Source organism: Actinomyces sp. oral taxon 171 str. F0337, assembly GCF_005696555.1.
GTDB lineage: Bacteria > Actinomycetota > Actinomycetes > Actinomycetales > Actinomycetaceae > Actinomyces > Actinomyces oris_E.
The window spans coordinates 1,941,429-1,962,059 of the sequence record NZ_CP040005.1; the positions used below are offsets into that span (position 1 = coordinate 1,941,429).

At 68.3% G+C, this 20,631-nt stretch carries 23 protein-coding genes; 3 read left to right on the top strand and 20 right to left on the bottom strand.

Annotated features, from left to right (window positions below; all coding sequences use genetic code 11):
* The 5 genes from FBF36_RS08505 to rpsB all read right to left on the bottom strand — a co-directional run bounded on the left by FBF36_RS08505 (position 1) and on the right by rpsB (position 4,579).
* Positions 1-930 carry a phosphatidate cytidylyltransferase gene (locus tag FBF36_RS08505; RefSeq protein WP_075376214.1) on the bottom strand — a complete coding sequence of 310 codons (930 nt, stop codon included), beginning with the start codon at positions 928-930 and terminating at the stop codon, positions 1-3.
* Positions 931-1,003: 73 nt separating this feature from the next.
* Positions 1,004-1,561: a ribosome recycling factor gene (gene frr, locus FBF36_RS08510; RefSeq protein WP_009394550.1), complete on the bottom strand. Its 558-nt coding sequence runs from the start codon at positions 1,559-1,561 to the stop codon at positions 1,004-1,006.
* Between the two features lie 156 nt (positions 1,562-1,717).
* Positions 1,718-2,470, bottom strand: a complete 753-nt coding sequence (pyrH, locus tag FBF36_RS08515) for a UMP kinase (RefSeq protein WP_009394544.1) — start codon at positions 2,468-2,470, stop codon at positions 1,718-1,720.
* Positions 2,471-2,775: 305 nt separating this feature from the next.
* Entirely contained in the window at positions 2,776-3,615 is an 840-nt protein-coding gene (gene tsf / locus FBF36_RS08520; protein ID WP_009394542.1) for a translation elongation factor Ts, read from the bottom strand.
* Between the two features lie 115 nt (positions 3,616-3,730).
* Positions 3,731-4,579, bottom strand: coding sequence for a 30S ribosomal protein S2 (rpsB, locus tag FBF36_RS08525; protein ID WP_009394538.1), 849 nt, complete (start codon positions 4,577-4,579; stop codon positions 3,731-3,733).
* Positions 4,580-5,166: 587 nt separating this feature from the next.
* Between rpsB and FBF36_RS08530 the strand changes: the two genes are divergently transcribed.
* Positions 5,167-5,904 carry a M23 family metallopeptidase gene (locus FBF36_RS08530; RefSeq protein ID WP_225792327.1) on the top strand — a complete coding sequence of 246 codons (738 nt, stop codon included), beginning with the start codon at positions 5,167-5,169 and terminating at the stop codon, positions 5,902-5,904.
* A gap of 24 nt (positions 5,905-5,928) precedes the next feature.
* Here the strand turns inward: FBF36_RS08530 and FBF36_RS08535 are convergent, their stop codons facing one another.
* The 15 genes from FBF36_RS08535 to rpsP form a co-directional block, all read right to left on the bottom strand.
* A complete protein-coding gene (locus tag FBF36_RS08535) occupies positions 5,929-6,852 on the bottom strand; it encodes a tyrosine recombinase XerC (protein WP_009394534.1) in 924 nt (307 codons plus the stop codon).
* A 52-nt stretch (positions 6,853-6,904) separates the two neighbouring features.
* Entirely contained in the window at positions 6,905-7,264 is a 360-nt protein-coding gene (locus FBF36_RS08540; RefSeq protein ID WP_009394533.1) for an ArsR/SmtB family transcription factor, read from the bottom strand.
* Positions 7,265-7,353: 89 nt separating this feature from the next.
* The gene (locus FBF36_RS08545) at positions 7,354-8,265 is read right to left on the bottom strand and encodes a DMT family transporter (RefSeq protein ID WP_087943968.1); all 912 of its coding nucleotides are present in this window, start codon (positions 8,263-8,265) and stop codon (positions 7,354-7,356) included.
* 295 nt (positions 8,266-8,560) lie between these two features.
* Positions 8,561-9,898 (bottom strand): DNA-processing protein DprA, encoded by a 1,338-nt coding sequence (locus FBF36_RS08550; RefSeq protein ID WP_009394531.1) that lies wholly within the window; start codon positions 9,896-9,898, stop codon positions 8,561-8,563.
* Positions 9,895-11,466, bottom strand: coding sequence for a YifB family Mg chelatase-like AAA ATPase (locus tag FBF36_RS08555; RefSeq protein WP_138137376.1), 1,572 nt, complete (start codon positions 11,464-11,466; stop codon positions 9,895-9,897). The genes FBF36_RS08550 and FBF36_RS08555 overlap by 4 nt, the downstream gene beginning before the upstream one ends.
* Complete coding sequence (locus tag FBF36_RS08560) at positions 11,457-12,017, bottom strand: YraN family protein (RefSeq protein ID WP_138137378.1); 561 nt, start codon at positions 12,015-12,017, stop codon at positions 11,457-11,459. Before FBF36_RS08560 ends, FBF36_RS08555 begins: the two co-directional genes overlap by 10 nt.
* Positions 12,018-12,184: 167 nt before the next feature.
* Entirely contained in the window at positions 12,185-12,493 is a 309-nt protein-coding gene (locus tag FBF36_RS08565) for a DUF2469 domain-containing protein (protein WP_009232177.1), read from the bottom strand.
* Positions 12,494-12,572: 79 nt separating this feature from the next.
* Positions 12,573-13,295: a ribonuclease HII gene (locus FBF36_RS08570; RefSeq protein ID WP_009394523.1), complete on the bottom strand. Its 723-nt coding sequence runs from the start codon at positions 13,293-13,295 to the stop codon at positions 12,573-12,575.
* On the bottom strand, positions 13,292-14,512 hold the full coding sequence (gene lepB, locus FBF36_RS08575) for a signal peptidase I (RefSeq protein ID WP_034491487.1): 1,221 nt from the start codon (positions 14,510-14,512) through the stop codon (positions 13,292-13,294). The genes FBF36_RS08570 and lepB (FBF36_RS08575) overlap by 4 nt, the downstream gene beginning before the upstream one ends.
* Before the next feature lie 112 nt (positions 14,513-14,624).
* A complete protein-coding gene (gene rplS / locus FBF36_RS08580; RefSeq protein WP_003786428.1) occupies positions 14,625-14,972 on the bottom strand; it encodes a 50S ribosomal protein L19 in 348 nt (115 codons plus the stop codon).
* Positions 14,973-15,215: 243 nt separating this feature from the next.
* Complete coding sequence (lepB, locus tag FBF36_RS08585) at positions 15,216-16,124, bottom strand: signal peptidase I (protein WP_009394517.1); 909 nt, start codon at positions 16,122-16,124, stop codon at positions 15,216-15,218.
* Positions 16,121-17,539 carry a tRNA (guanosine(37)-N1)-methyltransferase TrmD gene (gene trmD / locus FBF36_RS08590; protein ID WP_009394515.1) on the bottom strand — a complete coding sequence of 473 codons (1,419 nt, stop codon included), beginning with the start codon at positions 17,537-17,539 and terminating at the stop codon, positions 16,121-16,123. Before trmD ends, lepB (FBF36_RS08585) begins: the two co-directional genes overlap by 4 nt.
* Positions 17,536-18,084, bottom strand: coding sequence for a ribosome maturation factor RimM (gene rimM, locus FBF36_RS08595; RefSeq protein ID WP_034491485.1), 549 nt, complete (start codon positions 18,082-18,084; stop codon positions 17,536-17,538). The genes trmD and rimM overlap by 4 nt, the downstream gene beginning before the upstream one ends.
* Before the next feature lie 303 nt (positions 18,085-18,387).
* Positions 18,388-18,624, bottom strand: a complete 237-nt coding sequence (locus FBF36_RS08600; protein ID WP_003786440.1) for an RNA-binding protein — start codon at positions 18,622-18,624, stop codon at positions 18,388-18,390.
* A gap of 1 nt (position 18,625) precedes the next feature.
* A complete protein-coding gene (rpsP, locus tag FBF36_RS08605; protein WP_034491483.1) occupies positions 18,626-19,090 on the bottom strand; it encodes a 30S ribosomal protein S16 in 465 nt (154 codons plus the stop codon).
* Positions 19,091-19,448: 358 nt separating this feature from the next.
* Here rpsP and FBF36_RS08610 point away from each other — a divergent pair, with 358 nt between their 5' ends.
* Complete coding sequence (locus tag FBF36_RS08610; RefSeq protein ID WP_009394506.1) at positions 19,449-19,847, top strand: GntR family transcriptional regulator; 399 nt, start codon at positions 19,449-19,451, stop codon at positions 19,845-19,847.
* Positions 19,844-20,614 carry a hypothetical protein gene (locus FBF36_RS08615; RefSeq protein WP_034491481.1) on the top strand — a complete coding sequence of 257 codons (771 nt, stop codon included), beginning with the start codon at positions 19,844-19,846 and terminating at the stop codon, positions 20,612-20,614. Before FBF36_RS08610 ends, FBF36_RS08615 begins: the two co-directional genes overlap by 4 nt.
* Positions 20,615-20,631 lie beyond the last annotated feature (17 nt).

Consider the following 20,631-nt stretch of genomic DNA (forward strand, 5'->3'; position numbering starts at 1 on the left):
CTATTTCACCAGGAGGGTGAAGGCGTAGACAAGTGGGGCTGCCACGAGGATCGAGTCGAGCCGGTCCATGATTCCGCCGTGTCCGGGCAGGAGCGTGCCCATGTCCTTGAGTCCCAGGTCGCGCTTGAGCAGGGACTCCCCCAGGTCGCCCAGGGTGGAGACGACCACGGTGCAGGCGCCCAGCGCGGCTCCGGCCCACCAGGGGCCGTCGATGGCCCAGGCGCATCCGGCCCCGGTCGCCACCGCCGCCAGCAGGGAGCCCATCAGTCCCTCCCAGGACTTCTTGGGCGAGACCGAGGGCGCCAGGGGGTGACGGCCGAAGGTGATGCCGGCCATCCACCCGCCGGTGTCGTTGGCGGCCGCCAGGGCGATGAGCATCATGACTTTTCCCACTCCGTGATCCTGCACCAGGAGCAGGACCGCGAAGCCGGCCAGGAAGGGCAGGTAGGTGGCGGCGAAGACCGAGGCGGCCGCGGCGCTGGAGCGCGAGCGACGGACCTCGTCATGGGCCTCGGTGCGGGGGATGTCGTGACCGGCCTGCTCGAGGACGGTACCGACCTCCGCCTCGGCCTGGTCCATGAAGCTCCACAGGACGCAGGCGCCGACAGTGGCGACATAGGCCCCGAAGGCCGCCTCCGCTCCCACCTCCCAGGCGCACACGGAGATTCCCAGGGTCCCCAGCCACAGCGGCGCCAGGGGCAGGCGGATGCGCTTGCGGGCGAAGGCGGCCGCCAGCTCCCACAACGCCCCGCAGACGGCCAGCACGACGACACCCACGAAGATGACCTTGTGGAAGGCCAGGGAGCCCAGGACCACGGCGATGAGCACGACCGCCACCCCGATGGCGGCGGGCAGGTTGCGTCCCGCCCGCCCGGTGGCGGGCAGGGGGTCGTGGTTGCGCGTGGGGCGCGGGTTCAGCAGAGGCGACACGGGGCTCACAGAGGTTGACGGGACAGGGGCGGGAGGCCGGGCGGAGGCACGGCCGATCCCGGGACGAGGCGGGTCAGACCTCGAGGAGCTCGCTCTCCTTGGCACTCAGGGCGGCATCGATCTGCTCGACGAAGCGCTTGGTGAGACCGTCGAGCTCGTGCTCGGCGCGCTTGACGTCGTCCTCGCCGGCCTCGCCGTCCTTCTTGATGGCCTCGAGTTCCTTCTTGGCCTTGCCGCGGATACCACGCACCTGGACGCGGGAGTCCTCGGCGCGGGAGCGGGCCAGCTTGACGTAGTCCTTGCGACGCTCCTCGGTCAGTGCCGGCAGGGTGACGCGGATGACGGTGCCGTCATCGGTGGGGTTGACGCCGAGGTCGGACTCGCGGATGGCGGTGACGATGTCCTTCATGGCAGAGCGGTCGAAGGGGCTGACCAGGACGGTGCGGGCCTCGGGGATCGTCAGGGAGGCGAGCTGCTGGAGCGGGGTGGGGGCGCCGTAGTAGTCCACGACGATCCCGTTGAACATCGAGGGGTTGGCGCGGCCGGTGCGGATGGTGGCGAGCTCGCTCTTGGCGGCCTGAAGGGCCTTGTCCATCTTGTCCTCGGCCTCGAGCATGACGTCGTCGATCATGGTGCTTCCTTTACTGGGCGGTCGTGGGTTCGTCAGATAGTGATCGGCCATCGTGGGGATGGCCGCGGGTTGGGACGGTGTGCTGGCCGTCTGCGCCGTGGGCGGTCACGTAGCTCGAACGGGGCCGTCGGCGGCCCGTCGGAGCCCGCAGCCGGGTCAGTCGCAGCTGACGAGTGTCCCGATTCTCTCACCCAGCAGGGCGCGGGTGATGTTTCCAGGCTCTCCCATGCCGAAGACGCGCATGGCCAGACCATTGTCGCGGCACAGGGCGAAGGCGGAGGCGTCGACCACCTGGAGGCTGTCGGCCAGGGCTCGTTCGTAGGTGAGCTGGTCGAGGCGCTGGGCCTCGGGGTTCTTGCGGGGGTCGGCGGTGTAGACGCCATCAACCCCGTTCTTGCCCACGAGCAGCTCGTCGCAGTGGGTCTCCAGGGCGCGCTGGGCCGAGACGGTGTCCGTGGAGAAGTAGGGCAGGCCGGCACCGGCGCCGAAGACGACGACACGGTTCTTCTCCATGTGACGGATGGCGCGCAGGGGGATGTAGGACTCGGCGACCTGTCCCATGGCGATGGCTGTCTGGACGCGGGCGGGCACCCCCGCCTTCTCGATGAAGTCCTGAAGGGCCAGGGCGTTCATGACGGTTCCCAGCATGCCCATGTAGTCGGCGCGGGCGCGATCCATGCCCCGCGACGAGAGCTCGGCGCCGCGGAAGAAGTTCCCGCCTCCGACGACGACGGAGACCTGGACTCCCGCGCGTACGGCATCGGCGATCTGACGGGCGGCGTCGGAGACGACATCGGGGTCCAGACCTATTGATCCACCGCCGAAGACCTCACCGGAGAGCTTGAGTAGAACACGCCTGGGGTGCGTGCCGTGGGCCACGCGGTCGTCACGAGCCGGTTCCTGACTCATTGCGTTATGTCTCCTGGGTTCGGTGGGCAGGCTTCGCACAGCCTACCCCGTTCGAGACGGCACCGGGCCCCGATGAGAGTCACCCCCGGCGGTCAGACACGCCATGGGACGAGGAGCACCCTGAGGCATGCGTGAGGACGCGCTCCCGGGAAGCGGAGGTTGATGGATATCGACGAGTGAGGGACGACATGACGGGGCGGGGGCACGAGCATGGTGCTCGTGCCCCCGCCCCGGATGTCTCCGGATATCACCGGTGGAGCCGGCCTCGCCGCACACTGGGCGGGCCGACTTGAGGGGTGAGCGGATCAGGCGCCGACGCGGAAGCGCACGAAACCGGTCAGCTCGCCGCCGGTGGCCTCGACGACCTTGCCGACCGTGGTCTTGGGGTCCTTGGCGAAGGCCTGGTCGACCAGGACGTTCTCCTTGAAGAAGCCGCTGAGGCGCCCCTCGACGATCTTGGGGATGGCCTTCTCGGGCTTGCCCTCGGCGCGGGTCGTCTCCTCGGCGATGGCGCGCTCCTTGTCCACGACCTCGGCCGGGACGTCGTCGCGGGTGGCGTATTCCGGGGAGTAGGCGGCGATGTGCATGGCGACGTCGTGAGCCACCTCGGCGGCCTTGGCGTCGGTGCCCACCAGGACGCCGACCTGGGCGGGCAGGTCGGGGTTGGTGCGGTGCAGGTAGAGCTCGATCTTGTCGGCCTCGAGGCGACCGACGCGACGCACGACGATCTTCTCGCCGATGATGGCCTGCATGCCGTCGGTGAGCTCCTTGACGGTGGAGCCGCCGACCTCGACCTCGGCCAGAGCATCGGCGTCGGTGGCGCCGGAGTCGAGGGCGGCGGTGAGGACCTGCTCGGCGTAGTCGAGGAACTTCTGGTTCTTGGCCACGAAGTCGGTCTCGGCGTTGATCTCGACGAGGACGCCGACCTGGCCGTCGCCGGAGTCGACGACCTTGGCGGCGATGAGGCCGGCGGAGGCGGCGCGGCCCTCGCGCTTGGCGATGCCCTTGAGGCCCTTGACGCGAATGATCTCAATGGCCTTCTCGGCGTCGCCGTTGGCCTCGTCGAGGGCCTTCTTGACGTCGAGCATGCCGGCGCCGGTCTTCTCGCGCAGCGCCTTGATGTCAGCAGTGGTGTAGTTCGCCATGAATGTCTCCTGGTCAGTCAGTGACTAATAGACGTGTGAAAAAGGACGAGTGAGAGGTGTTCACAGCGCGTGGACGCCACGCTGTGAACGAGGAGCTGAGGCGATGTGCCCGAGCTCAGGCCTGCTCAGCGGCAGGGGCCTCGGCGGCCTCAGCCGCCTCGGAGGCCGACGCGTCGGCCTCGGCTCCGGCAAGGAGCTGGGCCTCCCACTCGGGCAGCGGCTCAGCGTCGGCAGGGGCGACCTCGGCCTCCTCACCTGTGCGGGCACGGCCGCCGGAGCGGGCCAGCAGACCCTCAGCGGTGGCGTCGGCGACGACACGGGTGAGTAGGGTGACGGCGCGGATGGCGTCGTCGTTGCCGGGGATGCCGTAGGTGGCCTCGTCCGGGTCGCAGTTGGTGTCCAGGATGGCGATGACCGGGATCCCGAGCTTCTGGGCCTCGGAGATGGCCAGGTGCTCCTTCTTGGTGTCCACGACCCACACGGCCGCGGGGAGCTTGCTCATGTCGCGGATACCGCCCAGGGTGCGCTGGAGCTTGTCCTTCTCGCGGCGCATCATGAGCAGCTCCTTCTTGGTGCGGCCGGAGCCGGCCACGTCATCGAAGTCGATCTGCTCGAGCTCCTTCATGCGGTCCAGGCGGGCGCGCACGGTGGAGAAGTTGGTGAGCATGCCGCCCAGCCAGCGCTGGTTGACGTAGGGCATGCCGACGCGCTGGGCCTGCTCGGCCACGGCGGCCTGGGCCTGCTTCTTGGTTCCGACGAACAGGATGTTGCCGCCGCGAGCGACGATCTCCTTGACGAAGTCGTAAGCGGTGTTGATGCCCTCAATGGACTGCTGGAGGTCGATGATGTAGATGCCGTTGCGCTCGGTGAGGATGAAGCGCTTCATCTTGGGGTTCCAGCGACGAGTCTGGTGCCCGAAGTGGACACCGCTGTCAAGGAGCTGGCGCATGGTAACGACGGCCATGACGGTCCTTCCGTGTGTGCCGAGAGGTTGCTCGACGCACGATCATTCGGGGGACGGCCGAGCTGCGTGCTCGGGCGCGTCCCGGAGTTCTTCTTATGGGTTCTTCCCCGTGGTTCCGCACGCTTGCGAACGCGCACCGAAGCCGGTGACCGGCTGGGAGCCGGCGGACGGGGCCTGGTGCCTGCGACGCACGGCCACCCGCTCACCGTGGCGAACCGTGATGACCGGGACCGCGACCGTGTCGCCCGGAGGGACGTCCCGAGATGCTCGGGTGCAGGCACGCGAAGTCAGCATTCCGGGCCCGTCTCCCGCTGACGCCGGAACGATCCGCAGAATGCTGCGGAGGCGAGGCTATCACAGGGCCGGACCACCTGCCGAGGCCGAATCAGCCGTATTCAGAGTCATTCCGGTCACCACAGGCGCTTCCTGATGAGGGCTTTCCACAGGGCCGATCACACTCCCGTCGACCACGGGCGGTAGACGCGCACTCTGAGGGCATGCAACCAGAACGTTCCCGGCAGGACCGGCAAACCCGAGCACATCGCACGACTCTGTATTGTCCCCGCATCTCACCCCACCGTCTTGCCGTGCTGGCAACGGCCCTGGCCGCCTGCGGCTCACTCGCCGCACTGCCCGGAGCACCACCGGCTCAGGGCATGAGCGCAGTCACCGTTTCAGCCACCGGCGCCGCCCTGACCACGGCTCCGGTCCCACCGATCCAGGAGCCGGTGATTCCCGAACTGACGGGGACTGCGCCAGAACCACCCCGAGTAATCCCCTTCCCAACCGCGTCGACGTCAACCTCGTCAGCCTCGTTCTTCACAAGCGCCAGTCTCCCCTCCCGGCTCATTGAGGAGACGGGGACGAGCGGTCAGGAGGGAACGGACCGGGCTGCGGACCCTCGGCGAGCGCGGGGGCACTACCGGTGGCCGACCGGCGCACCGGCCACCGTGGTGGAGGACTTCGATCCGCCCGCCGTCGTGTGGGGCCGCGGACACCGGGGAGTCGATCTTGCGGCTGCTGAGGGCACACAGATCCGCAGCGCCGCCGCGGGGACGGTCGCCTTCGCCGGCATGGTGGCCGGACGTCCCGTGGTCTCCGTCGATCACGCCGACGGGATCCGCACCACTTATGAGCCGGTCGAACCGACTGTCAGCGCGGGTGACACGGTGGGAGCGGGGCAGGTCATCGGCACCCTGCTGCCGGGGCACCGCTCGGACGGGGTCTGCGCCCTGCACTGGGGTGCACGCACCGGCCCCAAGACCTACATCAACCCACTGCGCCTGCTGCAGCCGGCCGTCATCCGCCTCAAGCCCCTTCACTGAGAACAAGGCCCCGACGAGTTCCGCTCAGGCCCGAGGGAAGGCCTGCTCATAGACGCTGCGCAGCCGCTCCGCCGAGACGTGGGTGTAGCGCTGGGTGGTGGCCAGTGAGGAGTGACCGAGGAGCTCCTGGACGCTGCGCAGGTCCGCTCCCCCACCCAGGACGTGGGTGGCGGTGCTGTGCCGCAGTCCGTGCGGGCCAAGATCGGGGACCTGGGCGGCCGAGCACAGGCGGTGGACGACGTCGCGCACCGCCCTGGGATCGATGCGTCGCCCCCGCGCTCCGAGGAAGAGGGCGCCTCCTGCGTCGACGGCGCAGATCTCACCGCGCCGACGCAGCCATTCCTCCAGCGCTCTGGCGGCGGGCAGCCCGTAGGGGACGGTCCGTTCCTTACGGCCCTTCCCCAGGACTCGCAGGGTCCGTTGAGAGTGGTCGAGGTCGGCGACATCAAGACCGATGAGCTCGGACACCCGCACGCCGGTCGCGTACAACGTCTCGATGATGGCGAGATCACGCACAGCCAGGACCTGCCTGTCCGAGGCGAGGTCCGCGGCGGTCTTGAGCAGCTGCGAGGCCTGCTGAGTCGTCAGCACGCCGGGCAGGCGGTTGTCGACGCGGGGCGCGCGCAGACGCGCGGCGACGTCGGAGGCGAGCAGTCCCGCCTCGAAGGCCCAGGAGGAGAAGGTCCTCACCGAGGCCGAGCGACGGGCCAAGGTGGCACGTGAGTGACCGCTCGCGGCCATCGCGGCGAGCCAGTCCCGCAGGTCCGCCAGATCGAGGGTAGCCAGGGCGGGGTCGACGGGCTCGGTGTCTTTCTCACCGACGCCGAGGAAGCTCAGCAGATCACTGACGTCGACGAGATAGGCGCGCACGGTGTGCCCGGACAGGTCCCGTTGCAGGGCCAGGTAGCTGCGGTAGGAGGCGAGCAGATCAGCACGCGTCCTAGACATGGCAGGCCCCCTTGATGACGGTCCTCGCTGGCGAATGACATGGGTGAGACAGCTATAACAACGTGGCGACCTGTGAGCGGACCTCGGCGATGCGCTGCTCGTCGCGTTTGTAATGGGTCCATTTCCCAATACGCGTGGAGGTCACCAGCCCCTCACGCTCCAAAGCTCGCATGAAGGCCGATACGGTCGACTGAGCAAGCCCCACCTTGTCAGTGATCTGCTTGATGCAGACCCCGTACTCATCGGGATCCGCGATCCCCTGCTCAATAGGGAACTCCGCCCGAGGATCTCGGAGCCACTGAAGAATCCGGAGGCGCACCGGATGAGCGAGAACCTTGAGGGCGTCGACCATCACACCCAGGTCCGCAGAATCCGAATGACCTGCCGAATGACTCTGCACATCCTCCAGCATTGCCCCTCCCGCCCCTCTCTGTGCCGCGGCTCGAGGTTCGGGCGAGCATATCACTCGTCCTGAAACCGGCGTTCCGACACCGATACGCATCATGTGCCGAGGACGAGCTTGGCCCAGTAGATGCTGGCGATGAGGACCACCACACCGAGGAGCTGAGGGAGCGTCAAGGTCTCGGAGAAGAGGATATAGGCGTAGACGGCCGCGGCCACAGGCTGGAGCAGGGCGAACAGCGACCCGAGCTGCAGCGACATGAAGTGCATGGCGTGCGCCATGAGGGTCTGCCCGAGTATCTGAGAGGTCAACGCCAGGACGACGAGCAGCAGCCAGCCCTCTGCGGAACGCGGAAGCAGGTTCTCCCCACGCAGTATCGCCACCGCAAGACACACCGCAGCGCACCACAGACTGAGTAGTGCCATGATACGTGGCGCGGGATACCTCTTTCGCAGCCCCTGGGCGACAACAAGAAATCCCGTGTAGAAGAATGCCGTGGCCAAGGCCATCGCGTTTCCTAGCAGGTGCTCCGGGGCCGTATGAACACCGACCGGGGTCAGGAGAAGCAGCCCCCCGATCGCCAGGATCGCCGGAGAAACAAGTCTGACGTCAGGAACCTCCCTGAAGAGCACCCACCCGTAGATCGCCGCGGCGAAGGGGACAAGATTGGCCAGGAGGTTGGACTCAGCCAACGTGGTGTGGAAGAACGACATGTTCCACAGGCACAGGTCAATCGCCAGGAGGGCGCCGCCCAGGGCGATGGTGACATGGTCACGAAGGGGCATGCGTTCCCGCGCTCGGGACCTGCGTCGCAGTCCGACCCCGGTGTCGAGCAGGAGCAGCATGGGGGCGGCGATCAGAGACCGGAAGCCGCCGGTGGCGATCGGTCCGACCTCACTCAGCCGAACGAACACTCCCCCGAGCGCCAAACATCCCACTGCGAGCACTGCGCACGCAATCGCTCCTCCTCTCACCCGACCACCGACAGCACGACTCAGATGCTGCACCATCACGCCCCCTCCTCACCTCTAATTTCCGCTGTCACCGACCGTCAGCCGCCTCAAGCGGCCGGCTCCCGTATCCAGCGCGGCGATGCGACTTGCCACCAGCACCATAACCTACATATCGACAATATGCGATAGGTCGATTCATTGAGGGGCTTCAGCTGCTGGACGAGGGCCCGCGTCCTGCGCAAGTGCTGGCGCTGCCGTGAGCCTCTATCGCAAAGCCCCCATGGGCACGCTGTGCCCAAACAAGCAGGAACAAGCCGATCTGAGGGCAATTCCGAAAGTGTGCCTCCGGGTGCTAACGGCGTCTTCGCCAACCAGTGGCGGTGCGCTCCACCTTCCCCTCGAGCTCGAGGATCCCCAGTGCCGATCTTGTCTCCTTCGGGGACAACCCCGAGGAGCGGACGATGGACTCGGTGCTCGCCGCGGCCCGGGCCGGCATGGCATCCAGGACGAGGGAGGCGTCCGGGTCCAGCCCGTCGAGAAGTCCGCCGCCGGTCAGCGCGGGGTCCTGCTCCTTGACGGCGTCCGCGTCGACGGTGCCCAGGGGTGTCAGCAGCTCCAGGGCGTCGTCGGTGTCGGTGATGCAAACCGCCCCCTTGCGCAGGAGACGATGGCATCCGACCGAGGACATGGAGGTCACTGGGCCGGGGACGGCGCCCAGCTGCCTGCCCAGCTCGAGGGCGCGGTGGGCGGTGGACAGGGCTCCTGAGCGCCAGGCCGCCTCCACCACGATCGTCGCGCTGGAGATCGCTGCGATGACGCGGTTGCGTGAGACGAACCGGTGGCGGCCCGGCTGACAGCCCGGTGGCACCTCTGCCACCAGCGCCCCGGAGGCGATGACCGCCTCCAGCACTCCGGTGTTTCCCACCGGGTAGAGGCGATCCACTCCCCCAGCGGAGACCGACACGGTTGGTCCCTCCTGGAGTGCCCCGCGGTGGGCACAGGCATCGATGCCGAAGGCTCCTCCGGAGACGATGAGACCGCCCTTGGCCGTCACTCCGGAGGCCAGGGAGGTGGCGACTCCCTCACCATAGCGGGTTGAGGCCCGGGCCCCCACCAGTGCCAGGCACAGGCCACTGGCCGGTCCCACCGGCATCCGCTGCTCACGTACGGGCTGACCGGCGCCCACGACGCTCTGGGCATCGTCGTCCTCAACGGCCCCGGGCGGCCCTCCTCCGATGCCCTTGTCCCTCAGATCCGCGGCATTGACCAGCAGCGATGGGTCACCACGTACCCACAGGCAGAAGGGCGGGTGCTCCAGCTCATTGAGCCCCGGTGGCCACCAGGGCTCCCCCGGGAGGATGAGGCTCCCACCGAGACGGTCGAGTACATCGAGCTCGCGGCGGATGTCGAGTCCCTCCAGACGCGGCGCCCACCGGGCGGCGACCTGGGCCCAGCAGGTGCTGATGTCACCGGTACCGGACATCCCCGGGGGTGGCTGCGGCACCGGCGGGCTCGGAGAGGTGCGCACCTGTCCTGAGGAGTCGACGCCCTCCTCCAGGAGCCATCTCAGGGCGGGGCCCGGCCCGAGCCGCCCCACCACCATGGCTGCGGTGGCGCTGTTGGGCTCGGCCAGACGGGCCCAGGTGGCGCGTGCCAGCGCCGGATCATCGATGTCGTAGGGCAGCTTCATGGGCGCACTCCTGAGGTTCTCAGGGCCAGGGCAGTCCCGATGTGGGTGAGGGCGAGGGTGTCGACGTCCTCGAGATCGGCGAGGGTCCAGGCCAGTCTGAGGACCCGGTCCACCCCGCGCAGGGAGAGGTCCCCACGTTCGAGGGCGGTCATGAGCCGGCGGCTGAGCGGAGCGCTGAGTCCACCGTCGGGGCCTCTGAGGTAGGAGCCGGAGACCTCGGCGTTGAGGCGCCACGGTGTGCCGGCCAGTCTGCGCTCCGCGGCCCTGCGGGCACGCCGGACGCGCTGCGCCACCGCGGCGCTGGACTCTCCACTGCCCGCTGAAGCGAGATCAGCGGCGCTGACGGCACCGACCTCGACCGTAATGTCGACCCGGTCCAGCAGTGGACCGGAGAGCCGTGAGAAGTAGCGCCGCCGCTGCAGGGAGGTGCAGGTGCACTCCAGACCGCGCCCACCGGCCTTTCCGCAGGGGCAGGGGTTGGCGGCCAGGACGAGCTGGAAGGCGGCCGGGTAGCTGGCTCGCCCACCGACGCGGTCGATGGTGACCATTCCCGACTCCAGCGGCTGGCGCAGGCAGTCCAGGACGCCCGCGCTGAACTCGGGGGCCTCGTCGAGGAAGAGCACGCCGCGGTGAGCCAGGGAGACGTCTCCGGGGCGGGGCAGACCGGATCCGCCTCCAACGACGGCCGCCCGAGTCGCCGTGTGGTGCGGCGCGCGCAACGGCGGCCGGGTGATGAGTCCGTGGGCGGGGTCGAAGATTCCGGCCACGGAGTGCAAGGAGGTGACGGTGACGGCATCGGTCTGCTCCAGGGGCGGCAGGATGGAGGGAAGCCTCTCGGCGAGCATGGTCTTCCCCGTTCCCGGGGGTCCCACCATCATGAGGTGATGTCCCCCGGCGGCGGCGACCTCGAGCGCCTGGCGGGCCTCACTCTGCCCAACAACGTCGGCCAGGTCCGGCAGCTCGGCGTCGCGGGTCGGGGTCGTCGGGGCATCGTCTGCTCCGGCCTCGGTGATCTGCTCCACCGCTGCCGCCACGGCCGCGCTCAGGCGCCCTCCGTAGCGCTCGACGAGCTGGCCGACGTGTCGGACGGCGGTGACCCGGGCGCCGGGGACGAGCTCGGCCTCGGCGGCGGCCTCCTGGGCGACGACGATCTCCTCCACCCCGGCGGCCACCGCGGCCTGGACGCTGGGAAGGACACCGCGAACGGAGTGCACGGAGCCGTCCAGCCCGAGCTCACCGATGTAGACGGTCCGTCCCAGGAGCCCGGCCGCGGACCGTCCGAGCCGACCGCGCGCTCCCAGGACGGCCAGGGCGAGCGCGAGATCCAGTCCGGTCCCGCTCTTGCGCAGGTCCGCCGGGGAGAGGTTGACGGTCAGGCGCTGCTCGCCCCAGGTGACGCCGCAGGTGCTCAATGCGGCCCGAACGCGCTCACGCGACTCTCGCACAGCGGTATCGGGGAGGCCCACGAGGGTGAACCCGGGCAGGCCCTGGACGGAGTGAGCCTCGACGTCGACGATGTGCCCGGCCAGCCCGGTCAGCGTGACAGCGAGCGTGCGCGCTAGCCCCATGACGCGTCCACCGCCCGGTGGTGGCGCAGCAGCGCAGGACGCGCGTCGCGCAGGAGGATGGAGACGACGTCGAGGCGCATGCCGGTGTGCGGCGGGGTCTCATGGGTGGTCGCCCAGGCAGCCGCCAGAGCGCGCAGCCGGGCGAGCTTGCGGGTGTCGACCGCGGCCGCCGGTGGACCCTGGCGCAGGGAGCTGCGGGTCTTGACCTCAACGATGACGAGCCTCGGCCCTGGCCACGCCTCTCCGGGGGCGCCGACGGGCGCGCTGCTCGGCTCGCGGTGCGCGTGGGCGGGTTCCAGGGCGATGATGTCGAGCTCGCCGCGTAGGCCGTGCTCCGGACGCCAGTTGCGCTCCAGGACCTGCCAGCCGATGTCCTCCAGGTAGGTGGCGGCAAGGTCCTCGCCGCGGCGTCCGGTGCGTTGGCGAGATGCTCGCGAAGGAGCGGCTCCTGCAGCACCCGGGCCCCGGACGAGCTGCGTGAGCGCGTGTTCGCCGCCTCTCGCTGCGATCACCGTTCTTTCCGTTGTGGCTGCTACGACCTGGTCGGTCATCCCGATCACCTCCGCCACTAGCCTGAGGCCGGATCAGGCAGTGCGCGCCACGGTCCCATCGGCTCTGTGGACGGCGCTGACAGAAGACGTCCTGTGGCCCCCCGGCGAGCCGGGCCGATCAGCGAAACAGACACCGCCAGAACTGGCGGCGCAGCATCGGGAACGGGTCAGGAGGAGGGGATATCCATCTCGAGCTTGGTGAGCTCCTCGACGTTGACGTCCTTGAAGGTGACAACGTGGACGGACTTCACGAACCGGGAGGCGCGGTAGATGTCCCACACCCAGGCGTCCTCGAGCGTGAGCTCGAAGAAGACCTCACCACCGTTGGTGCGTACCTGGACGTCAACGGCGTTGGCAAGGTAGAACCGCCGTTCGGTCTCCACCACGTAGGAGAACAGGGAGGCGACGTCGCGGTACTCCCGGTACAGCGAGAGCTCCAGCTCGTTCTCATAGGACTCGAGGTCTTCTGCGCTCACCGGCCCATCATGCCCGCCCGCAGCCGCTGGAGGCGGCAGGCCGCGGGGGCGAGTCGGCCCTGTCAGCCGGGCATCCGCGTCAGCCGTGGCGGTGGTCCAGGCCGGGCAGGTGCCAGCTGCGCCGGTGCTGGTCACTGGCCCCCAGTGCGCTGAGTCCCTTGATGTGGGCCGGTGAGGCGTAGCCCTTGTTGGAGGCCCACCCGTAGCCGGGGTCATCGAGATCGACCATGAGGGCGTCCCGTTCTACCTTGGCCAGGATACTGGCGGCGGCGACGACGGCGCACCTGGCATCGGCCTTGACCTCCATGAGCACGGGAGGGGTGGAAGGAACTGCGACGGGCTCTGGAGCGAATCTGAAGGGGGGAGCGCCCTCCAGGGCGGTGAGCAGGTCGGGCTGGGGCGCGGTGAGCCAGTCGGCCACGCCGTCGAGGATGATGATGCCGGGGGCGTGTCCGCGATCAGCGACCTGCTGAAGGGCCCGCAGACCCGCCATTCTCAGGGCTCCGACGATGCCGCGCTCGTCAATCTCGGCAGGTGAGGCGTGGGCGACCGCGTGGTCCACGAGCCAGCTGCGTACAGGATCGACCAGCCCCCTGCGCGCCCGGGCCGTCAGCTGCTTGGAGTCGGCGAGTCCCTCGGGGAAGCCGTCATCGGTACGCCGCGCCACGATCGCCAGCCCGACGCTGACCGGCCCGGCCAGAGCCCCGCGACCGACCTCGTCCAGACCGCCGACGCAGTCGTAGGTCTCAAGCAGTGCCTTCTCCAGGCACCGGTCGGGGCGAGTACGTCCCCGAGGACTCACCTCGTTCTCCCCGGAGCCTGCTCCCGGTCGGCCGTACCGCCGGAGGCGTCCGGAACATCGGCCGGCCCACCGGGCGCGGTCTGCGACCCGTCGTCGTTGCCGGGTCCCTCACCGGCAGCACCGTCGTCCTCGGAGCCCTTACCATCGGGGGCCTGCGACGACGTCTCCTCCTCGGAGGCCGTTCCCCCACCGCCTCCCGGGGTACCGGGCGGAGCGGACGATGCGGACGGCGTTGCCTCCTGCGCGGGTACGTCTGAGAAGGCGCGCTCCCCTCCTCCCAGAGTCGCCCACCGGCTCAGGTGCGTCCACTGGAAGACCCCCTTGGCCACCCCGACCACATTCGTCAACGGCACGAAGCCGCCATGGGCGTCATCGCGGTGGTAGCGGGAGTCGGCCGAGTTGCCGCGATTGTCCCCCATGACCCACACGTAGCCCTGGGGGACGGTGATATCGAAGGACGTCAGGGACGGGGACTGACCGTCCTTGACGTAGGGCTCCTTGATCGCGACACCGTTGACGCTGAGTGTCCCCTTCCCATCAGCGACCACATGGTCGCCTCCGACACCGATGACCCGCTTGACGAGGTGATGACCGGTGTGCTCGGGCAGAAGATTCACTGAGACCATGATCGTCCGGGCGGCACCGCGCAGACCCGTCGGCTCCTTGACATGAAGCCAGTCATCAGGGTCGATGAAGACGATCACGTCGCCCCGCTTGACGTCACGGGAGCCGTACATGGGGACCGCGACCTTGTCCCCGTCGCGCAGGGTGCGCTCCATGGAGCCCGAGGGGATCTCGTAGATCTGGACGACGTAGGCCCGCAGGAGGGCCGGCACCAGGATAACGACTGCCACCACGAGCACCAGCCTGATCACCCGTTGGTACAGGGAGCTGGTCTGCGGCGGAGGGATGGCGGGGGCCACGTGCCGGCGGGGCTGGATGGAGGGAGGCAGCTCGATGGGCTCGTCATCGGGCTCGGGGTCGGCGTCCGGGTCGATGAACGGGTCGTAGTCCCACTCATCGCTGTCGTCGACCGGGACGGGGTTCGGGGATTCTCCGGTCGTCTCAGGAGACTTACGGGACTCCTGGGGGGAGTCCGCTGACGGAGAGCTGCAGGCCGGAGTGATCGCGGACCGGGAGGTCCGACCGATCTGAGAGGGATCGGCCTGTTTCAGGTCCAGCCCGACGTCGTCGGCCCCATCCTGCACCGGTCTCACCGTGCTCCTTCCCCCGGAATTGATGGACATGGGTCCGCCGCTGCTCGGCGGTGAGAGATGGCGAGCGCCCGGAACCCGAGGGCTCCGGGCGCCGCCTCGAGAGTGCAGGCGCTCAGTCCTCGCGACGCTCCTTGATCTTGGCGGCCTTACCACGCAGGTTGCGCAGGTAGTAGAGCTTGGCGCGACGCACCTGGCCCCGGGTGACGACCTCGATCTTCTCGATGGAGGGCGTGTGGACGGGGAAGGTTCGCTCGACACCGACGCCGAAGGAGACCTTGCGGATGGTGAAGGTCTCCGAGACGCCGCCGCCCTGGCGCGCGATGACGACGCCCTGGAAGACCTGGACGCGGGTACGGGATCCCTCAACGACCTTGACGTGGACCTTGAGGGTGTCCCCAGGGCGGAAGGAGGGGATGTCGTCGCGCAGTGATGCGGCGTTGATCTCGTCGATCAGGTTCATGTTTCTCTCCACACCCGTGCCACTGGTCAGGAGTGCTGGTTCGGCGGCGCCGCGCCATACGGGGCAGCGCCGGAGGTGGACGCTCCTGGGCTCCTTCAGAGCGGTCGCCTCCCCAGTGGCAGAGGAGCCGCAGGACCCAAGTGCCCGCTCAGTTTGCCACAGGCTCAGTCCTCGGACGAGTGCGTCAGCCTCGACGTGCCTGAGTTCACGCCTTTCTCACGCCCTCGCAGGTATCCGGGACGATCAGCTCCCTGAGCCCGCCAGCGTGCTCGCCGGAGCGGCCGGACCGGAGGGAATCGCCGTCGGGGTGGATGTCGGCTCCGGAACCTGGGAGAAGACCTCGTGTCCGGAGCTGAGGCTGGACCAGTGGGAGTAGGGCCATACGACGTTCTTGGCGACGCCGACGACGTTGCCCAGGGGCACGAAGCCGCGGTGGGCATCATTCTGGTGGTAGCGGGAGTCCGAGGAGTTGGCACGGTTGTCACCCATGACCCAGATGTAGCCCTCAGGAACGGTGACGTCGAAGGCGAGGTCGGAGGCCGACCGGCCGGGTTTGAGGTAGACCTCATCGAGCTCGACGCCGTTGACGGTCAAGGAGCCCTTCCCGTCGGCGACGACATGGTCACCGGGCATTCCGATGACCCGCTTGATGAGGTGGTGGCCGGCGTCCTGGGGAAAGATGCGGATCGCGACGAGGAAGTCCTGCGCGGCGCCTTGCAGACCAGTGGGCTCCTGGGTCGTCAACCAGTGGTCCGGATCAGTGAAGACGACGACGTCACCCCGGTTGACCTCGTCGGAGTCGTACATCGTCACGGTGACACGGTCACCCTCGTTGAGGGTGTTCTCCATCGACCCCGACGGGATGGTGAAGCTCTGGATGATGAAGGTGCGGATGAGGGCGATGATCACCACGGCGACGACCAGGTAGGACAGGGTGATGCCCCACTGCTTGAGGCGGAAGACGACCCGCTCCCCCAGCGACGTCGGCTCGGCCGCCTCTGCGGCTCCGGCCTTGTCCTTGTGGGCGCCGCCCCTGTCCCGGCGGTCCTTCTGGCGGTCATTGTCGGCCCGCAGGCGCTTCCCCGGGATCACTGCTTCATCCGTTTCACCGTCAGTCCTGTCCTGAAGGTTCTGGTCGGTTCCGCTGCTCATAGGCCTTCTCCTGTCCGCCGAGTCATGACGACGTCGTGGGCGTCCTGGCCACCGACGTTGTAGGTGCGGGTACCGACCTGGCGGAAGCCGGCCCGCTTGTAGGCCTTCTGGGCGCGCTTGTTGGTGATGTGGGTGCCGAGCCAGAGCAGGCTCGTTCCGTGGGCGGCGGCCTGGCGCATCACGGCGTCCATGAGCGCGGGGGTGAGTCCGGATCCCCTCATCGTGGAGTCGACGTACACCTTGGACAGCTCGCCGACGACCTCTCCCCCGCGAGGCCGCACGCAGGCGGGACGAGGGTCGATCCCGTGGGGGTGCTCGCCGTCGGAGTCGGGTTCCTCGCGCAGCACCGCGGCGTAGCCGACCAGAGCCGAAGCGGCGCTCGTGCCCGTTTCCCCCCCGGAGGAGGACTCCTGTGCCGGTGGAGGCTCGAGCAGCTCGGCGACGACGAGGTCGACGCGATCGTCGTCGGCCCAGGCGGAGAACAGCTCGGGAACCAGTTTGGTGGCGATGTGCCGGGTGATGGACTCGGGGGCGATGACATGCTCGCAGGCATCAGGGAAGGTGCGGGCTGCGAGCGCGGCCAGGGCGTCGGCGTCGTGGGCGGTGGCGTTGCGAATGCGCACCGGAACCGGGTGGTCCGCTCCGGCCGGGACCGCCCACCCCACGGAGGCTAGGACCGCACGGTCCTGACGATCCAGGCCGGTGGGTTCCAGGGCCCGGATCATGTCGGGGCGGCGCTCGACGGTACGGGTGATGGACTGGTTCCGTCTCGCTCGGGCGATACGACCGTGGTCACCGGAGAGCAGGACGGGGTCGATCTCGTGTCCGCGCCACCGGGTGGGGCGGGTGTGGACGGGGTACTCCAGCAGGCCGGCGGCGCCGTGGGACTCCTCGACCAGCGACTCGGGGTTGCCCAGGACTCCGGGCAGGAGTCGGGCGATGGCCTCGATCATGACGATGGTGGCGACCTCTCCCCCGTTGAGCACGTAGTCGCCGATGCTCAGCTCGCGCACCTCGATGCCGCGGGAGGCGTAGTGCTCGGGCACGCGGGCGTCGATGCCCTCGTAGCGGCCGCAGGCGAAGACCAGGGAGTCGGCGCCGGCCAGGTCCTCGGCGGTGCGCTGGGTGAAGACCTCGCCCGAGGGTGTGGGAATGATGAGCACCTGGCGGCCTGCACCGGGGGCGTTCGCGGTGAGCACCTCATCAAGGGCCTCACCCCACACGTCGGGCTTCATGACCATGCCCGCTCCGCCGCCCAGGGGCGTGTCATCGACGGTGCGGTGCCGGTCGTGGGCGTGGTCGCGCAGGTCGTGGACGTGCAGGTCGAGGGGGCCTCGGTCGGCCGCCTTCCCGATGAGCGAGAGGTCGAGGACCTTGAGGTAGTCGGGGAAGATGGTGACGACGTCGATCCTCACCTGGCCTCCTCCGCCTCTCCGCGTCCGGGGAACAGGCCACCGGGCGGGGCCAGCGTCACCGTGCCGGCCTCAGGGTCGATGGCCGGCACGAGCGCTGCGACGAAGGGCACAGCCACATCGTCCCCCTCGGGGGTGGTGACCACGAGTCGGTCCTGGGCGACGCCGGGCTCCAGGTCAGTGACCTCCCCCAGGTCCTCACCGGAGACGCTCAGCGCCCGCAGGCCGACGAGCTCGTGGCGGTACCAGGACTCGTCCGAGTCCTCAGAGTCCTCTCCGCCGGGGGCGTCGTCGTCGGTCTCGACCAGGAGCCTCACGCCCCGCAGGGCCTCGGCGGCCGTGCGGTCGCGCGCCTGCTCGAAGGCCGCGAACCAGCGGAAGCCGTCGAAACGCAGACGGCTGACCGTCAAAGGACCCGCGTGGGCCGGCTCCGTGGGGACAGTGGTTCCGGGTGCGAGACGCCCCTCGGGGTCATCGGTACGGATCTCGAGACGCACCTCGCCCTTGAGGGCATGGGCGGGACCGATGACAGCAAGGGTGAGCAGCACCTGTTCTCCTGGGATCGGGGCATGGAAAGGCTTGGCCGGAAGGTCTGATTATCTGACGCCAACCTACCGCGCCCCGGTCTGCGTTCCCATCGGCCACGGGGATGAGGTGGGGCACCGATGGCGTGAGGTTGGCCAACTCGATGCAGACCTTCCTCCTGTCGGCGGCGGTCGTCATGCTCGCGACGCTGGGCGCGCAGCCCCAGGAGGACGACGGTGCCCGGCCCCCTCACGGGGACCGGGCACTCGTGGTGATCGATCAGATCGGCCGAGGCGGTCTGCTGCTCCGACCTGAAGGCCCTGCGTTCAGCGGCGGTCGGTGTCGACGACGTCGACGCGCACCGGCGAGTCCGCCAGCGCTCCGACCACTGTGCGCAGTGCTCGAGCAGTACGGCCCGAGCGGCCGATGACTCGGCCGAGGTCCTCGGGGTTGACCCGTACCTCCAGCAGGTCGCCGCGGCGCAGCGACCGGGAGGTGACGGTGACGTCGTCAGGGTTGTCGACGATGCCCCGTACGAGGTGCTCGAGGGCGTCGGCCAGCATCTCAGGCCTCCTCGGCGGCGGCCTCATCGGAGGCCTGGTCCTCGACGGACTCCTCGGCCTTGGACTCGGCGGCCTCCTCGTCGGCCTTGGCCTTGGCGGCGGCGGCCTTGCGCTTCTCAGCGTCGTCGGCGGCGGCCTTGACCGCGGCCTCCTTGGCGACCGCCGCGGCGTCGGCGTCCTTGACCTTGAGGGTGCTCTCCACACCCTTGAGGCCCTTGAACTGGTGATAGTCGCCGGTGATCTTGATCAGCTTGTAGACGGCGTCGGAGGGCTGAGCGCCCACACCGAGCCAGTACTGGACGCGCTCAGAGTCGATGCTGATGAGCGAGGGCTCCTGCATCGGGTCGTAGACACCGATCTCCTCGATGACACGGCCATCGCGCTTCTTGCGGGAGTCGAGGACGACGACCCGGTAGAAGGGGGCGAACTTCTTGCCCATGCGCTTGAGGCGAATCTTGACTGCCACTTGGTTGAACTCCTGGTTCTGGATGGTTTGGCGCGCGCTGGTCCCCGGTGGGGTCAAGCAACGGTTTCCGGCGTGAGCCGAGACGCGACCGGGGCCGGGAGAGGGACCGACGTCCGATCGAGTACAGCCGGACATTCTGCCAGAGCGTCGGACGACGTCGCCAGCCCGAGCCGGGACACCACCCCAGCACTCGGTGCGAGATCGCCCACAGCCGGCGCGACACCCCGAGGCGAACCTACCGGTTGACAGGGCCAAGGTTGTCTGGTTCATTAGTCGACTAATGAACCAGACAACCTGCGCCACCTGAACAGCAGCGGCGTCTGAACAGCACCAGTGGGACAGACAGGAGGTGATCTGGATGTCACGTCATTTCAAGGACTCAACACCCATCTATCTCCAGATCGCAGAAGAGGTGCGCACCCAGATCCTCTCCGGAGACCTCTCGGATGGAGACCGGCTGACCTCCACTACTGAGTACGCCACCCGGTACCGCATCAACCCCGCGACAGCGAACAAGGCCATCACGCTTCTGGTTGATGAAGGGCTCGTCGTCAAGCGGCGCGGCATCGGGATGTTCGTGGCACTGGGCGCCGAGGAACGCCTGCGCAGCGAACGAGCCCGCACGTACGTGGACACCACTCTTGGTCCGGCCCTGCACACGGGGAGAGTCCTGGGACTGAGCGACAACGACCTGGTCGAGGCAGCACGAACCTACCTGAGGGACTCACCCATCAATCCGTTCAAGGAGCCAGCATGACCGTAGCGACCATGACGGACTCATCCGCCGACCCGTCCGCCACGTCATACGACGCGCACCACCGGACGACTCTTAGTCAACTCAGACCGGCACCAACAAGAGCAGTGCTGCGGATCTTCACCCTCGGCGCCTCCGTCAACCTTCTTGTCGGTACGGCAGTGCGGTTGACGCCCGATGATGCCAGGTTGTTCTACACGTACTCAGTAGTCCTTCTGGTGATCTCCGCCGTTCCCGCGCTCATCGTGCTGTTCTTCGGCGAGAACGCGGCGTCTCGTGAGCTCGCTGAACGGTATGCGGGCTTGACAGGGGCGGACATCTGGAGAGCGCACACAACCTCGGCACGGCAGATCCTTGCGATGAGCGTCCCCTATGCACTGATCTGCGCCGGGTGTGAGCTCATCATCGTCGGAGGTCACGCCGAGCCAGCCAATATCTGGTCCAACTTCTCAGCGCCCGTCAGATGGGCGCTCCTGCCAGGCGTCATCACACTGAGCTACTACCTAGGAGCAACCATGGGAGCCATTGAGCTGCGACACCCGATTCTCAGCGCCATCGTCAAGATATTCGTGCTAGCCACCTTCGATATTGGAATCCTCGCCTATGGCCTGCCTCGTGCAGCCCTCACCCGCGAGGTCCACACCCCATCATCAGGGCCCCTCTCAGTCCCATCACTGACCACTTTCTCAGTTCAGTTCATTGCCGCAGTTCTCACCCTCGGAGCGATCACTTGCCGTCAGCTGACCCTGAGAACACCACCACTGCGCTGACCATCATCTGCACATCG

Excerpts from the sequence above, each read along its gene's own strand:
- frr (WP_009394550.1), bottom strand. The coding sequence starts at position 1,561 with ATGATCGACGACGTCATGCTCGAGGCCGAGGACAAGATGGACAAGGCC.
- pyrH (WP_009394544.1), bottom strand. The coding sequence starts at position 2,470 with ATGAGTCAGGAACCGGCTCGTGACGACCGCGTGGCCCACGGCACGCAC.
- tsf (WP_009394542.1), bottom strand. The coding sequence starts at position 3,615 with ATGGCGAACTACACCACTGCTGACATCAAGGCGCTGCGCGAGAAGACC.
- rpsB (WP_009394538.1), bottom strand. The coding sequence starts at position 4,579 with ATGGCCGTCGTTACCATGCGCCAGCTCCTTGACAGCGGTGTCCACTTC.
- FBF36_RS08535 (WP_009394534.1), bottom strand. The coding sequence starts at position 6,852 with ATGTCTAGGACGCGTGCTGATCTGCTCGCCTCCTACCGCAGCTACCTG.
- FBF36_RS08540 (WP_009394533.1), bottom strand. The coding sequence starts at position 7,264 with ATGCTGGAGGATGTGCAGAGTCATTCGGCAGGTCATTCGGATTCTGCG.
- FBF36_RS08545 (WP_087943968.1), bottom strand. The coding sequence starts at position 8,265 with ATGGTGCAGCATCTGAGTCGTGCTGTCGGTGGTCGGGTGAGAGGAGGA.
- FBF36_RS08550 (WP_009394531.1), bottom strand. The coding sequence starts at position 9,898 with ATGAAGCTGCCCTACGACATCGATGATCCGGCGCTGGCACGCGCCACC.
- FBF36_RS08555 (WP_138137376.1), bottom strand. The coding sequence starts at position 11,466 with ATGGGGCTAGCGCGCACGCTCGCTGTCACGCTGACCGGGCTGGCCGGG.
- FBF36_RS08560 (WP_138137378.1), bottom strand. The coding sequence starts at position 12,017 with ATGACCGACCAGGTCGTAGCAGCCACAACGGAAAGAACGGTGATCGCA.
- rplS (WP_003786428.1), bottom strand. The coding sequence starts at position 14,972 with ATGAACCTGATCGACGAGATCAACGCCGCATCACTGCGCGACGACATC.
- lepB (WP_009394517.1), bottom strand. The coding sequence starts at position 16,124 with ATGAGCAGCGGAACCGACCAGAACCTTCAGGACAGGACTGACGGTGAA.
- FBF36_RS08600 (WP_003786440.1), bottom strand. The coding sequence starts at position 18,624 with ATGCTGGCCGACGCCCTCGAGCACCTCGTACGGGGCATCGTCGACAAC.
- FBF36_RS08610 (WP_009394506.1), top strand. The coding sequence starts at position 19,449 with ATGTCACGTCATTTCAAGGACTCAACACCCATCTATCTCCAGATCGCA.
- FBF36_RS08615 (WP_034491481.1), top strand. The coding sequence starts at position 19,844 with ATGACCGTAGCGACCATGACGGACTCATCCGCCGACCCGTCCGCCACG.